11 protein-coding genes are annotated in these 16,098 nt (G+C 45.2%); 3 read left to right on the plus strand and 8 right to left on the minus strand.

Annotated elements, in window-relative coordinates; translation table 11 throughout:
• Positions 1-292: 292 nt before the first annotated feature.
• Entirely contained in the window at positions 293-526 is a 234-nt protein-coding gene (locus ACFS25_RS28580; RefSeq protein ID WP_381508138.1) for a hypothetical protein, read from the minus strand.
• Positions 527-851: 325 nt separating this feature from the next.
• Positions 852-1,085: a hypothetical protein gene (locus ACFS25_RS28585; protein WP_381508140.1), complete on the minus strand. Its 234-nt coding sequence runs from the start codon at positions 1,083-1,085 to the stop codon at positions 852-854.
• A gap of 416 nt (positions 1,086-1,501) precedes the next feature.
• On the opposite strand from ACFS25_RS28585, the gene ACFS25_RS28590 reads away from it, so the two are divergent.
• Positions 1,502-2,347, plus strand: a complete 846-nt coding sequence (locus ACFS25_RS28590; protein WP_381508142.1) for a glycosyltransferase family 2 protein — start codon at positions 1,502-1,504, stop codon at positions 2,345-2,347.
• Here ACFS25_RS28590 and ACFS25_RS28595 read toward each other — a convergent pair.
• Complete coding sequence (locus tag ACFS25_RS28595) at positions 2,344-2,610, minus strand: response regulator transcription factor (RefSeq protein ID WP_381508144.1); 267 nt, start codon at positions 2,608-2,610, stop codon at positions 2,344-2,346. The two genes, ACFS25_RS28590 and ACFS25_RS28595, sit on opposite strands and share 4 nt — an antisense overlap.
• 188 nt (positions 2,611-2,798) lie before the next feature.
• Here ACFS25_RS28595 and ACFS25_RS28600 point away from each other — a divergent pair, with 188 nt between their 5' ends.
• On the plus strand, positions 2,799-5,939 hold the full coding sequence (locus tag ACFS25_RS28600) for an efflux RND transporter permease subunit (protein WP_381508146.1): 3,141 nt from the start codon (positions 2,799-2,801) through the stop codon (positions 5,937-5,939).
• A gap of 492 nt (positions 5,940-6,431) precedes the next feature.
• Here ACFS25_RS28600 and ACFS25_RS28605 read toward each other — a convergent pair whose 3' ends face one another.
• The 5 genes from ACFS25_RS28605 to ACFS25_RS28625 all read right to left on the minus strand — a co-directional run bounded on the left by ACFS25_RS28605 (position 6,432) and on the right by ACFS25_RS28625 (position 13,599).
• Entirely contained in the window at positions 6,432-7,454 is a 1,023-nt protein-coding gene (locus ACFS25_RS28605) for a thioredoxin-like domain-containing protein (protein ID WP_381508147.1), read from the minus strand.
• Positions 7,455-7,854: 400 nt separating this feature from the next.
• Positions 7,855-10,998, minus strand: a complete 3,144-nt coding sequence (locus tag ACFS25_RS28610) for a lantibiotic dehydratase (protein WP_381508149.1) — start codon at positions 10,996-10,998, stop codon at positions 7,855-7,857.
• 296 nt (positions 10,999-11,294) lie between these two features.
• Positions 11,295-11,426 carry a hypothetical protein gene (locus ACFS25_RS28615; protein WP_381508150.1) on the minus strand — a complete coding sequence of 44 codons (132 nt, stop codon included), beginning with the start codon at positions 11,424-11,426 and terminating at the stop codon, positions 11,295-11,297.
• A 138-nt stretch (positions 11,427-11,564) separates the two neighbouring features.
• Entirely contained in the window at positions 11,565-12,323 is a 759-nt protein-coding gene (locus ACFS25_RS28620) for a LytR/AlgR family response regulator transcription factor (RefSeq protein WP_381508152.1), read from the minus strand.
• Positions 12,307-13,599: a sensor histidine kinase gene (locus ACFS25_RS28625; protein ID WP_381508154.1), complete on the minus strand. Its 1,293-nt coding sequence runs from the start codon at positions 13,597-13,599 to the stop codon at positions 12,307-12,309. Before ACFS25_RS28625 ends, ACFS25_RS28620 begins: the two co-directional genes overlap by 17 nt.
• Between ACFS25_RS28625 and ACFS25_RS28630 the strand changes: the two genes are divergently transcribed.
• A complete protein-coding gene (locus ACFS25_RS28630; protein ID WP_381508156.1) occupies positions 13,598-16,087 on the plus strand; it encodes an outer membrane beta-barrel protein in 2,490 nt (829 codons plus the stop codon). The genes ACFS25_RS28625 and ACFS25_RS28630 overlap by 2 nt on opposite strands.
• Positions 16,088-16,098 lie beyond the last annotated feature (11 nt).

Here is a 16,098-nt window from a genome sequence, read left to right on the forward strand (position 1 = left end):
ATTTGAACAAATTTGATCTGCAACTACGAGTAGAAACTTGAGTAAAGCTGTCGAAGCTGTATAAAGTTATAGGCTTGAAATGAAAAAAGGGCAGCAGAGGTTGGTTGCGAAGCCATTTTAACCCCTGTTGCCCTTGTACTTAGTAAGCGAAGATCCGATCCAACCTTAGTGCTGGACTTTGAGCGTGCAGTATAGCAAAAGGCGGGGTTAAGTGCTTGTTTTGCAGCGTAATCAGCTTAACAAGATTTCACTCCTCACTCTTGGACAAAAATAAACCAAAGGCTGACACAGTTTAGCAACCATTACCAAAACACCCACTACCACCATAACCGCATACTGTACCAACTCCAGTTTGGCACCCATCGGCATTATAGCATTCAACTCTGATTGGATACTTCGTATCACCACCACCTGATGATTGGGCAATACTATAAAGGGAAGTACCTAAAACGATTCCCATGGCCAAGCTTGATGACAATAAGGCTACTTTTGCCTGCTTCGATCTCTTCAATTGTCTGTTTTCCATTGCTGTAAAGGTTTAAAATGTTAAAATCAAGATCTTCACTTCAATTCGTACAGGTACGCAACGTTCCGGTGTCATGTCTTCTGACGAACCTTCGTCCAAACCTGCACCCACAAAGCTCACGGCCACTGAGTCAATGAAAGAACAAATTGAGCACATGATACACAATGGTATCGAAGTGCGCGATACAGTCAGTGTCCTAGGTGTCAACTAAAATACGGTCAGCAATCAGTTTAAGAAGTTTGGTCGTAGGCCGAATCAGACTTTCCAGCGCTTACTAACTCCGCTACAAATAGCGAAAACCCGGGTTGCTCGATGGATTACTGAATTACGCAGTAAGGCAGCTATTAGCGCTGCAGCAACCATCACCATTACTACAATTATTTCCGTAGCCAATAATACCGCCACTGCCGTTTCTGCACACTGTTTCTATAACTTGTCTACCACCCCCTGAAGTTTGAGCATAACTAAAAAGTGAGGCACTTAAAGTTAACCCCAAAGAGATACCCGTGGTAATCAATGCTATTTTTGAAATTTTTTTTCTTTCAATATTCGTTTCCATTGACTTTTTGTTTAAAATTAGTGAACGATTATTAAGCTAGAAGGTGACTTAAATATGAGGCAAATGCATAACAATTCTCTATAACTAACAATCCAAAGTTTTATTGATCTAACGGAGTAATTAATAACCCACGTGCCTTAACCAAACTCAATTTCTGTCAAAAAATCTTGGCGTGGTCCGACAGAGTATCATTACTCACCGATTATGTGGATTTTTGAGGCTCCTGTTAGATAGTTATACCGGACTTTGGAACTTGATCATAATATAACTGCCTAAAAATAAGCCTGCATTGACTCTTAATGTTTGAATTTCTCAAAAGTCCTACTTGAAAATTGTTTAATCAATAGGCACTAATACCCATTTTATGATACAGGTTTACTTCATAGGTTTGCTACATAGAGAAAAGAAGCGAAATAATGCCACCAATATCAATTTATGTACTCACCTACAATACTCCGAGTCAGTTTCGACTTTGGTGCGAATCGTTTAGTTCCGCCCAATTGAACGCATTCTCAATATTGCCAAAATACGTTATTAATAACTCAGATGATCCGGCAGTTCGGCAAGAATACGATAGTTTATTCGCTGAATTTGACTTTAAAGTTATTAGCAGTGGACAAAACCTCGGTATTAATGGCGGTCGGTATCGGGCTGCCACTCACTTTCAGGAGTCAGGCCAAAATTATATGATTTTTTTCGAGGATGATATGTTGCTTCGTAACTCATTGTCTGCTGTGTGTAGAGCAGGTTTTAAAACTTATCACGCTACGCTCTTTGAGGACGCGGTCAACATCTTAGAACAAGAGTCGCTGAGCTTTATGAAACTTTGTTTCAGCGAGGTATACAACACAAATCACGAGAACATTGCTTTACAGTCTCTATATGAACCCGATCGTCAGGAAATTATGAAAGCAGACCCACGTGAGTTCTTTCTGGCATCAAATGTTTGTGTCGACTATACAGACATATGTAACGGCCTCTCTTATGGCGTTGGTGCGTATGCCTACTGCAACTGGCCTATTCTGTTCACACAGCAGGCCAACCAACTGATTTTTATGGATAACCAACTAGAGTCAAAGTTCGAGATGGCTTATACCCGACTGGCGTATCTGCTCACACTAATGGGCAAACTGCGAGTAGGTTGCCTGTTCGCATCGCCCATAAAACATTGGCGGCAGTATAGCTACAACCCCGCCGACCGTATTGAGAACGAGCAGGGGCTGCGCATTCCCGGCGTGCAGATTTGTTTAGACACTAACTAAGGCAACCGGTAAAGTGAATCGGCGTTTATGTATTTTGCCAGTTCGCCCTTCCTGTGCAGAGCAAACTCATGCAGACAGTTGTAGCCGTGCAGGTTGAATCGTTCCCGGATATTGTCCTTATGTCGTTTCACCGTATCGGTGCTGATAAACAGTTTTTCGGCTATGGCTTCGGTGGTTAGTCCGTTGGCACAGTACCAGACAATTTCAGTTTCACGGGCAGTTAGATAGTGTTCTGCAATGGATATTCGGGAAGGGAAGGGCATGCGATAAGTAGTTTAGTGTGTGGTAATAGTTGACTTATGGGGATGCTTGCTTAACCATGTCAACCTTTGGGCTAGTCGAAGCGACGGGGTTGGATGCGTCCCTCAAAGCTAATGCTGAACTGGTTGATGGCCTCCCTCCAGTTGAAAGTCGTCTTCTCCCCTGAACTACTGCACTTTAACAAACGATTGTGAAACATACCTACGCCACCATTCTGCTCTTTATGGCGCTAAGTCTCATTGGCGGGTTGCTCATCACGCGCCTGTCGGTGCAGTTGGCACCCTCGGCGGGCGGGCGATCGCTCACGGTCTCGTTTGCCTGGCGCGGGGCTGCACCCGAGAGCCTCGAACGGCAGGTAACGGCGCGGCTGGAAGGCGTACTGGCAACCCTATCAGGCGTGCAGAAAATCCGCTCCGTGTCGGGTTACAACCGGGGCTACATCACGCTTGACCTGGACCGTACCGCTAACACTGATGACGTTCGGTTTGAGGTGGCGGCTTTGGTCAGGCAGGTCTATCCCCGGCTCCCCCGCGAGGTCAGTTACCCGCAAATCAGCCTCAACACCCCCGATGAGGAGACCCAAACCAAACCGCTGCTGACGCTGCAACTGAGCGGCTCCGGATCGCCAGGCGCGCTGCAACGCTTCGCCGAGGAGCAACTGAAGCCGCGCCTGTCAGCAGTGCCGGACGTGGGCAACGTAGCGGTCTATGGCGGTACGCGCCAACAGTGGGTACTGACCTACAACGCCGACGCGCTAATCAGCCTGCAACTCACCGAAACCGACCTGCGCCGGGCCGTTGAGCAATACGTCCGACGCGAGCCGCTGGGGCAGGTGCAGACGCAAACCGGGCAACCATTGCGCGTGAGCTTAGCCAACACCCAAGCTTTGGCATGGGGCAGCATTCCGGTGGTGAACCGGGCCGGGAGGCTGGTCTATCTACGCGATGTGGTCAGCATCAGCCGGGAGGAGCCGCCCGCTGGCCATTTTTACCGCATCAACGGCAAAACCGCCGTAAACGTGGTGCTGTCGGCGGTGGCGGGTGCCAATCAGTTGACCGTAGCCCATGCTATGCGGCTGCAACTGGCCGCGCTGCGGTTGCCGCTGGGATACCAGGCCGCCGTCGAGTACGACACCACAACCTTTATCCGCGATAACCTCCGCAAGATCGGTATTCAAACCGGTGTGGCTGTGTTGGTGCTTCTGCTCTTTGTGGCCGTAACGACCCGCAACCGGCAGTATGTCTGGCTGATTGCGAACAGTACGTTGGTCACCTTGATGTTATCGGTTATTGCGTTTGTGCTACTTAATGTAGAAATTCATCTGTATTCGCTGGCGGCTCTGACAACCTCGCTGGGGATTGTGATGGACAATGTCATCGTGATGATTGACCACTACCGCCGATACAGGGATTTGCGGGCGTTCACGGCCCTACTGGGGGCCACGCTCACCACCTGCGCCGGGCTGGTGGTGGTGTGGTTTCTGCCCGAAGCAAACCGGCAGGCTCTCAGCGATTTCGCGCTGGTGATGACCATTACGCTGTTTGTGTCACTGCTGGTGGCGATGGCCTTTATACCCTCGGTGATGGAGCAGTTCTGGGGCCTGCGTCAGCCTGAGAAAGCCAGACCGTACCCGCTTTGGAGCCGCCGACGCAGCCTGGCCCATCGCGCCCGCTGGTGGGAGCATCAGTACAGCCGGTTTATCGGCCTGTTGCTGCGGTTTCGCAAAACGGTGATGCTGACCGGACTGCTGCTGTTTGGTCTGCCGGTTTTTTGGCTCCCAAACCGGCTGGAACAGACCAACCCCTGGGCATCCTATTACAACACCGTGTTTGACAGTGATTTTTACGCAGACAATCTGCGGGTTCCGATTAACAAATGGTTGGGCGGCACGGTGGGGCTGTTTGTCAACTACATCCATAAAGGCTCTTATCAATCGGCACCAGAGCGAACGGCCCTGTATGTGGTGGCCGAACTGCCCAACCAAAGTACACCCGAACAAATGGATGCCGTGTTTCGGCGATTCGAGAACGCGCTGGGGCAGTATCCTGAAATCGACAAATTCATCACGCAGATCAACAGCGGTCAGGAGGGGGTTATGACGGTGTATTTCAAAGAACCGTATGATCAGAGCATTTTTCCGTTTCAACTGAAAAGCCGGGCCATTTTGCTCTCTACGGAGATGAGCGGCATCGACTGGAACATTTTCGGCGTTGGGCGGGGCTTCAGCCAGAAACCGAACGACGAAGAGGTGACGAGTTTCAACGTCGAGATGCTGGGCTATAACTACCGGCAGTTGGAAGAGCAGGCCGACCTGCTAGCTCGGATGCTCCAGAAACACCCGCGCATTCAGGCCGTCAACATCAACCGCAGCCCCGGCTTTTTCCAGCGCAAAAGTCTGTATGAATATCAGTTGACCACCCGGCCCGACTTGCTGGCCCTGAACCGCATTGGCCCAACGTCGCTCTATGAGCAGTTGACCACTTACAACGCCCGGCCCCAACCCGATTTGTATGCCTTCCTGGATGGCGATTATGAAACCGTTACCATTCGGCCCTGGCAGAGCCAGACCGTCGATGTCTGGACATTGCAGCAGCAGCCCTTATCGGTTAACGGAACTACAGTTAAGCTGTCCCAGAGCAGTGCGGTGATTCGGCAGAAAGTAACGCCCGAAATACACAAGGAAGATCAGCAATACCGGCGCGTGGTTAGTTTCGAGTATTATGGTGGTTATAATTTCGGTGAAAAGTTTCTGACCAAAACCCTCGGTGAACTACGCGGACGGATGCCGCTGGGCTACACTGCCAAGGCGATGGATCGGTTCTGGTTTGGTCAGAACGCCCGCGCGCCCTACGAACTGATTGGTCTGGTTTTGCTGCTGATTTATCTCATCTGCGCTATCATCTTCGAGAGTCTGTGGCAACCCCTCGCGCTAATCAGCTTGATTCCGCTCTCTTACGTTGGCGTGTTTCTGGCTTTTTACTGGACCGACAGCAATTTCGATCAGGGGGGCTATGCCAGTTTTGTTTTGCTGGCTGGGAACGTCGTTTGCGCGGGTATCTTTGTGGTAGTTGAGATGAACCGGCTTCGCAGTCGATTCCCACGTTTGTCAGCAAAGCAGTCTTATCTGAAGGCTTTTCGGCATAAGATTGGTCCGGTGCTGCTCACCGTGCTTTCGACCGTAGTCGGTATGGTGCCGTTCCTGCTGTATGAGCAGGAGCCTTTTTGGTACGCGCTGGGCGTCGGTACCATCGGCGGTTTGCTGATGTCGTTACTGGCAGTGGTGCTGTATCTTCCTTTGCCTATATTAAGAGCGAATCATACAAGAAATTAAAAACTGGTGATTTGACCAGCACACTAAATTGCATCAAAAAGCTGTCCCCTTGTAAAATCGGAACGCCTTTTTAGGTGCTTGATTTTATCCGCACAGCTTCGACGGTAAATACGTCCATCAGTAGACCCCTGCCCAGCGGACTACCAGTGAATTGGGAACGGAGCACTTCTCTACACTCGTCAGCGACCAGTGTTGGACTTTTCCGCACTGGTCGCTGACGAGTGTAGAGAAGTGCAAAACAAACTACTGACTTGTCAGTGACCAGTCGGTAACCAGCCCACAAACCTAAAGGGCTACCGGGTTGAACTGTGGCACCGGCCACCCGGCCAGGCTTAAAAATTCACTAGCAGGAGTCAAAACATGATAAACAGGTTTCGCTAATAATGCCTCGGACTTACCCGTGCTGTTGGCTCAATTCACAGTGGAATAACTGCTTTTTTGAGTATTTTTCAAACCAGTTCAAACGTACTATAATGCCACTTATACAACAGTTTATCTCTTATCTATTAGTCGAATCGCACTGTCCAGATTAGTCGCTAACACTTTGTTTGAGCCGTCAACCAAAATAAATTGAGGCACCGAGTAAAGTGCCAACTGTTTGGCGGTAGGACCTGACAAATAATTAAGATCTGAACGCTGGGGCCAAGTTAACCCATCTTTGGCGATGGCACTTACCCAAGCGGCTCGATCATCATCCAAGGAAATACTAATCAACTCAACCTGATTATGGTCTAAGCGTTGATATAACTTGACCAAATCCCGACGGTTGTGAATCCGGCAAGGCGCACACCAAGAGGCCCAAAAGGAGAGTAAGGTGTAGGGTTTGCCGGAAGGAAGAATGCGTTGGAGCACGCCGTTTGTATCGGGCAAGCTGAAACCAACTAGGGTCTTATCAAGTGCCGTGGCCTCTTCATTTAGTAGTTGCTTCTTCAAGTTTTGGGCATCCTTTGACTCCTGAAGGGCAGGTGATAGCTTGGTGACTAAGTCTCTACTCAAACTAGCCCCTAACGTTTCGGTATTCATTCTCACCAAGAAAAAGGAGTAAGAGGAAGTAGGATGATCTAACACATACTGACTGATGAGATCAGATACCTGTTGATTCTTTTGGGCTCGACTGAGCGTAAAGGTATAGATGGCATTAATTTGGTCGATATTGGTGAGGTAGTCCACGGTTTCTGGGGGACCACTGACCTCAATAGGTTGCAAATAGCCTCCATCTATTTTAAAACTGGCTCGTATGGTGTCATTACTCAGCCAGACACCTCGGCCCTGTCTGGCTATATTAGTACCAACCGTGGCAATATAGGGATGATCAACCTTACCGGTGAAGGTGAATTGTTTAGCAGAAATTAGAGTGGTATCGAATCGCTGAATGTCGCGCTGATATAAGGTGGCCTTTTGGGAGACATCATCGCCGACAATTCGGCCAATCAGCACAAAGCCTTTATTTTGTCCCTGGCTCACTAAACTGAGACCAATCAGTAATAACGTCAAATGAGTTTTTATCAAGTCCATGTATCTAAGCGGATGAGATTGGTTAAGGTATACTTATCGAAAAGACTTATTCGCCCTGCTAAGGTAGTCTTTCTACTAGTAGTTCTTAGCCTAATCCGTGGTTATACAACTACTCTAGGAATGATACTAATTCATTGTGAGGCAATTTGTTGCACTTTTTTTAGAGGTGTTGTATAACTAAAGTGGCTGTTGCAAAAGTCAAGAGCTCCAAATTTAGATAGCTGTGGGTATTTTCACCTTCCAACAAGCCAACTTTCAGCTGACCATCGGCTCAACTAGTTGCCCAATTTACTTTTGCAACAGCCACGCTCTTTTCTTGCGACGGCTGTTTACACTACTTGAGGCATACGAAAATTTGTCTCTATCTCGGAAAAACTACCCTTTGTTATAAGGTAATTAATTAAACGTTCTTACCTGAGCGTGATAGTAAAGACTCATAATGACGAGTTAAGAAGTGGTAGACAATCATCTCATGCCGCCGATTTTGGCCTGCAAATAGGCGATTTAAGGTCATGTGTAGTATAGCTCCGACAAGTCGATCACAATCCTTATTTGAGTCTGTCATTTTAAAGTATGTCTGTATAGAGACTACAGCAGATTGAATATTTTTACTACGTTCCTTTACTAGCTGAACGTTGATTGATGAAGGCGTGAAGAACGAGTGATGATATTCCCGATACAAATCATTCAATTTCCGTTTCAGCTCTTTAGTGCCAACCTGTTCTTGGAAGAAAGCTTGCTGTAGTCGATAACTAAGCTTTACTTTATCAGAAAGTGAATAAGTAAAGTCGTCAAGCAGTGTATCAATACTGAGCAGAGCTAGTGCATACCGATCTGCTTCCAGTTGAGTTTCAGCCTGGGTAAGCCAGTTTATAAACAATTGACTGTCAGCGCAAAATATAGCTTCACTGAACTCAATTAGATCAGGCTCATACCGCTCAAGTTCACGCTGATAGGTGTCAAGCTGTATCCGGTTTATTAACCCTGATTCAACATAAGGCAGAAACGCTTTATGAGCTAACTCAAGCAACTTACCGTCTTTCTTATGCACAGTTTTGAACCGGATACGAAGATGATTTTCGGGGTCGGCATACCGAACGAAGAACATATTCGTACACCATCCTTTTTTTAAAGCTTGTTGGGTAAGGGATTGAAATACAGTCGCTAAGAATTGATCAGATACTTGCTCATGAAGATATACTTTGAAGTACAACCAATCCTGGCCGGGTGAGAAATGGCGTTGAATACTTGTTTCTCTGGGTTTACTTGGTATAACTGAGTAAGTGCTCTCCCTCACCGGTGCCTGTTGATTATCGATAGTTTTTAAGGGAATAACTAATTCAGAGTTATACTGCTTACCGTTGTAACATAGCCAGGGTTGGTAGAACTCGCCAAGCCACTCTTTCAATAATACCTTCTCTTGCTTGGCAACCTCATCTACAAGCACTTTTTGAGCCGGTTCGAACTCAAGATCAAGTAGTAATTTATTATCCCCCTCTACCAGTTGGACATAACGAGGTAAGCTATAGAGCTTACGCAAACTAGCTGCTGTTATTACCTGATTAGATGGTATAGATTCTTTTCTAATTATCCATTGTGCAGGGCTAATAACTAGATTTTGATAAACTAGACGAGGTAGAGAAGGCAATTGGCTTAATGTTCTCCATGACCAGCCAAACGGGTGATTCTCGGCCAGATGCACGTAGACCAAAAATTGATAAACCTCATCTCCAAGTGCGGGATTATGTGCGCTACTTAGTTGAGGTCGTACCCGTTGGTTTGTTTTTTTACTGCGCAGAACCACTTCACCAGCATCCGTAACCGAAACCAGCAGGTCAGACAATAGAATTGTTTGTTCACTAGTAACGCCTTCCGGTGTAAGATATGGAATCTCGTAGGGGCGTAAAACGGGTCTACTGACAACGTTTCCCGCTCGTCGTGGGTTGACCGGCCAATGAACAATTTCCGCTAGTAAATCTTCTGGGTATTGCGTTTGCTCCCATGCACACATAGTTTTAACAGCTTCTCTAAGCGTTTCATCACCATGACAAAACCGGCCAAAAAAGAAAGCAGAAGAACCACCTGATGTAGAATTTAAGACAAAACGCCATCCGTCGGGGTATGCAGAAGCACTTGGCTCAATGCTATTGCATGATAATAATGGCTCAAAGAGTTCTCCGTGTAAGTACCAGGAAGGGGGCGTAGATACTCGCAAGTGTGGCTGACCTTTCAATAGTAGATTAATGTCATCCTGTGTTATTACTACCTCTTGGCGGCCACCTAACAAAAAACGACTGTAAAGTATTTCTCGCAAAGGTTCAAGTGAATCTGTTACCATACCAGTAACCGACTTAGAAGCAAAAGGCAGATCAGCTAAGATAGGGTGACTAGACAGGGTATCATTCGTAAATCCAATACCTATTTCAGGGTCGAGAGCTGTTAATAAATCGACTTCTTGCTTATCAAATCGTTCTTTAAATCGCGTACAAAAGTCCTGAAGTGGTGAGTTGTGTTTAAAAAGCAGCAGCGGTAACACCTGATTAAATTGATTTGCAATCTGAAAAATAGTCGGTTTATCTAGCTGTAATCGCGTTGGACGAAGAAATAAGTCCGTTTGAACTAATGAATCAGACGGATTAACAGGTAAGTTTAACTGGCTTATTACTTGCTGTAATAGGCTCTGCGCTTGAAAGAGTTTTTCCTTATCAATTGGTGACTGACCTAAATTGGTTTGTGCAGCTTGAAGCACTGTCGTAATAGGTAGCTCAAAGGGCAAACTGTTAAGCTGATCTAACAGATACGTACACATATCTATACCAGTAACAGGTATCGACAGATTACTAATCAGAAACTGATCGTCAATTAACGCATTTATGTACTCAGCAACCTCCTCCTGAAGATCACTCCCATACAGATTTGTTAATGTCGCGTAGTCCAGTTGTCCTTTCTGACGAAGCAGTTTAACCAGCTTTCTTAGATCGGGCGTACTAGTTATCGACGATAAAACGATTTTAGATTTGAGGGGTGTCCCGCTTCGTTCAGAAAACCTAAACTGGTCTATTACTTCATATAGGCTATTATTAAGCCTGTAATGAAGCCCGGAACGAACAACTTTGCCCTGGGCTAACGTATGACTGACGGTTGCAAGCGTAGCCGAATCCGGTCGGCTGGCCGTTTGCCACGAATGATTGTCAAACTCAATTTGTCTTTCAGAACCAATCGTTCCGGCACCCAAACCAGCAAAAAGGCCATAGGGTGTAGCTCGGCCATACGAACGGAATACGTACCGCCATAAAGTATCGGCTAAAGGGGGTTCTAATTCTCCGGTTTTGCTTTTTTCGATTTGCCAAGTGGCATGTAAGCTAGGAGAAGCTAGAAATAGAGCTTCTTCAAACCAATGCTGTTCCAGTAAGGATTGTAATAGAGCGGTATAGCTTCCCGGTGAATCTCTTTTGTAACTGTAGATCCGGTCAATAAGATCGTTTATTGGCCGGTAAGGTAATCTGACGACAAAAAAGGAATGATGATCGAATGGAGACTTCATTTGAAAACAGTAACAGGAAAGAAAACACCCCGCTCAAGTCAGTGAGCGGGGTGTTTTCCCAAGAGATAAGTCAATACAGCTATGTTACTAATTACCTACTGTTGATACAATTGTCCCACCTGTGCCACCACAATCCACTGTACCACGGGAATTTAGAGTAGGGGTAGGCGTTGTCATTCTTGACTTTACAGTTTGCTTGGTGTAGGTCTTAAATCGATTTGATATTTTCATGTTCATAGTTGGTTTTGTTTACCTACAAAAAAGCGAATAAAGTCCCCAAAAAGCAATAACGACCGTTAAATAAAGATCGTCATGTCTATTGTCGTACCCGATACGCCTTTACCTGTAGGTGTTGTGTTATTCTTCTGACGGTCAGAAATCTGTCTTTTACAGACGTGAAAGCGGGTTTTTGTCTTTGTCTCTTTCATAGTATATTTTTTCTGGCAAGATGCGAACTATTTATTTTCTACATCAGGAAAAGTTGGTTAATAGGTTTACAAAGTTGGTGAGGGGGTGAATGGTGTTATTCTGTGGGTGAACGTCAGATTGAAAGGCCAGTGGATCTGTTAGTTGACACCTCTATCGTTGAGTGCCTGCCGCACAGCGTCCCGAAATGTAGTACCTATTGGTAATTCATCGCCCGTAAAAAGCTTTATCGAGTTAGACGTAAATACATTGATCTGATCGATACGAACGATATACTTCCGATTGATGCGTAAGAAGTCATGTTGAGGTAGTTTATTATCTAACTGAGATACCGTTACCTTAGAAACCAATGTCTTAGCGGGTTGGCCTGTTAAGTGTATCTTCACATAATTGTCTAAGGACTCAATAAAATTTATAGTGTCAAGCGGTAGGTTAACTTGATTGCGATCAACCCGCACAGTAAGCATTTTATGGCCTAATCCTGTATCGCTACCCTCTCCAGGGTTATTATTTACCTGCTTCCAGCGACTGTGTTCAAGCCGCTCCTCGACCCGTTGAATGGCTAAACCAAATCTATCTGGGAAAATAGGCTTCTCTAAAAAATCAACTACGGCATGTTCGTAGCCTTTCAACGCGTATTCCCTGTAGGCCGATGTGATTACGACTAATGGCGTTGGTTTAGGTAATAAATCCAGAAATTCAAAGCCACTTAACCGGGGCATCCGAATATCAAGTAATAGTAGTTCAGGTTGTAATGATTGGCACTTTAACAGTGCCTGTTGCCCATTATTGGCCGTTCCAGCCAGTTCGAGAACAGGTGTACGCTCAACGTATTCAATTAATAAATCTTGTGATAAAGGCTCATCATCTATAATCAGACACCTAATTTTGGTACTCATACGAAAGAGAATGTTTTAGGGGAATAGTCAGTAAAACTCTATACGCTTGCGGGGTTTCCTGAATCGTAAGCTTGTAATCATTGGGATTAAATAGTAGGTCCAGGCGATTACGAGCATTCTCTAAGCCAATACCGCCAACTCGAACTTCTGATTCATTTTCTTTAGCCAAACTGTTAGCTATTGCTATGTGTAGGGTTTGGTTAGACTCCTTTATTGATAAATCAATCTCAACCCACCCTTCTTCAAAACTATTGTGTAAACCATGCTTAAACGCATTCTCAATGAAGGTTACGAGTAAGAGAGGAGGAACTAAGAAATGTTGAGCATCACCCGATTGGCTGAAACGAATCCGATCAGGGTTAAAATGTCGTGTCTTCTCTATCTCGACATAGTTTTTAAGGAACTGCAATTCACCATCTAAGGGTGCAAATTCCTTGTCTGTATCATACAAGGTATAGTGTAGCAGTTCGGATAGTTTTCTTAATAAACTAGCTGCTTCCTGATTTGTGCGCTGAACTAAAGCCAGTAATGAATTGAAGACATTGAATAGGAAATGTGGGTTAATTTGGGTCTTTAGAAGTTGAAGTTGATTCCGCATCAACGCTTGATTCTGCTCCTTCTGTCTAACAATTTCTTCTTGTTGCTTAACGATTTCTCCCTTTTGCTTTACACTTTCTACGCCCCAGGAGATAGCTTCCCGAATGATGCGGAGAAGAAGCGGTAACATCAGATAGGATACATTATAAGCCCAAAGAAAGCTTAAGACGGTATAGCCCGTTAGAACGCCTATTGGACCAGCGGCTAGTAAAACGTCATTGTTACGTTTCATGTAAGCGGGTGCTGGTAAGTAATGCGATGTAGCGTAGGTAAATAAATAGTAGTCGTATATATTGAACGCAACGAAAATCGCAACGCTGGAAACAGCGACAAATAGTAGCCTTCGCCATATAATCCGATTGGTAGCGCGGTGGTTAACAAGCAGTTTCATCAACGAAGGAACGACGAGGTAGCCATACGTGTAAAAAAGGATAAATGTTGTTCCTAAGTGGGTTAAATACATCAACCAGAATAGATCAGGATTTGGCGGCGTCTTCGGATCAACCCGAAGTACTCGGTTAAGGGCAATATAAGCCTCAAATGAATCAAACGCCCAAAACAGAATGTGTAGGCTAATTCGACCTGGGGTGACTCTGCGGGGCGGCAGATTAAACAATGACTCGTCACCATTCCAATTTTGTTTGGTAAATTCGGTATTCAATACGGGCATAATTGGCATGAGAAAAAAAACGGCAAATAAGTTACTTACTGGCTGGTACAGCTTCTTTTCTTTCTTTTTTATAGGGCTTCTTTCCGTCTGCTCCGCTCAGGTAAGTAGTCCAGATAACACAACCCAAGTTAAGAAATCTTATTCATTGTCCGGGCAAGTTCGATCCCTAGAGGGTCAACCAATTGTAGCCGCTTTGGTAGCGGCTTTACGATCTGATTCGAGTTATGCAAAAACAGCCCTCACCGATTCGACAGGCCATTACATACTGAGAGATCTGGCTACTAGTCAATACGTAATCCAGGTATCACATCTTGGCCAACAAAAGACGAGTCATTCGGTGAGTTTATCTGATTCGCTTCAAAATGCTACGCTAAACTTCACGTTAGAACCTGCTGAAATCAAATTAAATGAGGTTTCGGTTAAAGAGAAACGGCCTATTTTTGACGTACTCAGCGACCGGCTTGTTCTTAATATTGAATCGAATCCAGTCTTTGCGGGCGGTTATGCGCTCGATGCCCTTAGTTTGGCTCCACGAGTAACAGTTGACCCAATTACCAAATCTGCCGGAATTGACGGAAAATCAGGCTTGATCGTTTATCAGAATGGCCGGCAATTGTATAAGTCAGCCGATGAGGTAATCACGTACCTACAAAACCTGCCCTCTAGCTCGATCTCCCGAATTGAAATTTTAACTAATCCACCGGCTCAGTATGATGCCGGTAGTAGCGGGGTCATCTTGATCTTCACAAAGGGGCTTGACTTAAATGGCCTTAACGGTGAATTGAGCCTTACCGCTGGTATAGGGCGCTATTTAAAAAGTAATGCTTCTCTAAGCTTGTCACTCCAGACTAAGAAAATTCAGGGTTCATTTTTGTATGCGCCTAACTACCGACCTACCTACTTTAGTTGGCGATCAGAACAGCAACTTACCGATGTACGCCAAAATGAACAAGGCTTTTCGCGTAGTCAAGAGTTTAATAGAATCGACTATGTTAGTCACTTAGTACGAACTAGTTGGAATTGGAACATGGCAAAGTCTGCGTCAATCGGTACGGTTATACAAGCTTCACAAACCGCTGAAACTGATAATCCTACCTCATCTATTCACTATCAGTTAGCTTCCAAGAATGCGCCTGTAACACAAGTTGACGCTGTTACTCAACTCAAATCGAGTATTTCAAATTTTGCCGTCAACCTAAACGCGAGAAAGGAGTTTAGCAATCCTCAAACCAATTTGTCAGCGGATATAGATTTTGCTCAGTACACGAATAACGCACGTTCATCAGCCAATTTTACTCAAAACCTACCTGACGTTCGAGCCACTGAATATGTACGTGTTAGGTATCCCAATTCAGTAACGATTAAAACGGCTAAGATTGACTTTTCGACACTAATTCTGACAAAGGGCCAATTTCAAACAGGCGTAAAATACAGTTCCATTACAATGAGTAATCTGCCAACTACTGAGCAGTATTCACCGGCATTTTCTCAGTTAGAACCTTTGCTATCAAAATCGTATCGGTATAAAGAACAAACATCTTCAGCTTATAGCAATTTTAACTACGCCTGGGCGCATTGGTCTTTACAAGCAGGTTTACGGCTTGAACACACCTACTACCGTGGTCAGTCTGGACCATCAACCGTAATTAACCGGGATTATACGAATCTATTCCCTTCCTTGAACCTTCAGCACACAACAGCTAAGAAGTACCAATATAGCGCATCGTTCAATCGGCGTATAATTCGTCCGGCTTTCGATTTGTTAAATCCAGCCTATATTTTTTATGATCCGTTAACCCTCTATTCGGGAAACCCGCTACTACTGCCTCAGCTCACAACAACGGTTCAGGCTACCTATTCAACCCCCAAACGGATGAATTTAACAGTAGTGTATAGCTACAGTAAGAACCGTATTGCGGAGATTATTTACCGGGTTGACTCAAGTTCAGCAACAACCCTTAATTATAAAATCAACTTTGATTGGGAAAAACGAATTGCGGCTACGTATTCTGTCCCTATTGAGCTAACGCCAAGCTGGCAACTACTGGCATCTATAACCGGGACCAACTCTGAGTTCTATTCTACGTTCAAAGATGTGCCGATCTCGACTAGACAATCAACGGCCATCTTCCGGCTGAGTAACACGATTAAGGGTAAAATCTGGTCGGCTAATGTCAACCTCACCTACCGTACCAGAGCTGTTGTTGGTTACATGCTTTATGACCCGATATGGTTCTTAGACTTAGGCGTTCAACACCCACTTGGGCCAAGAGCAACCATTAAAGTAGCGGCATCAGATATTTTTCACTCGTTACTGATTACCAATTATGGAAACTATCTGAATACAACTATTATCTTCCATCACAAATACGAAAGTCAACGTGTATTACTTACCTACACCTATCGCTTTGGAAACGCCAAAGCTAAAACGCTTAAGGAGCGGTCATTTGGTTCAGATACAGAGCAGGAAAGGCTAGGGGGAGATACTAAAAATTAGTCATAAACCAA

It is taken from the genome of Spirosoma flavum (genome assembly GCF_042686045.1).
GTDB classification, from domain to species: domain Bacteria; phylum Bacteroidota; class Bacteroidia; order Cytophagales; family Spirosomataceae; genus Spirosoma; species Spirosoma flavum.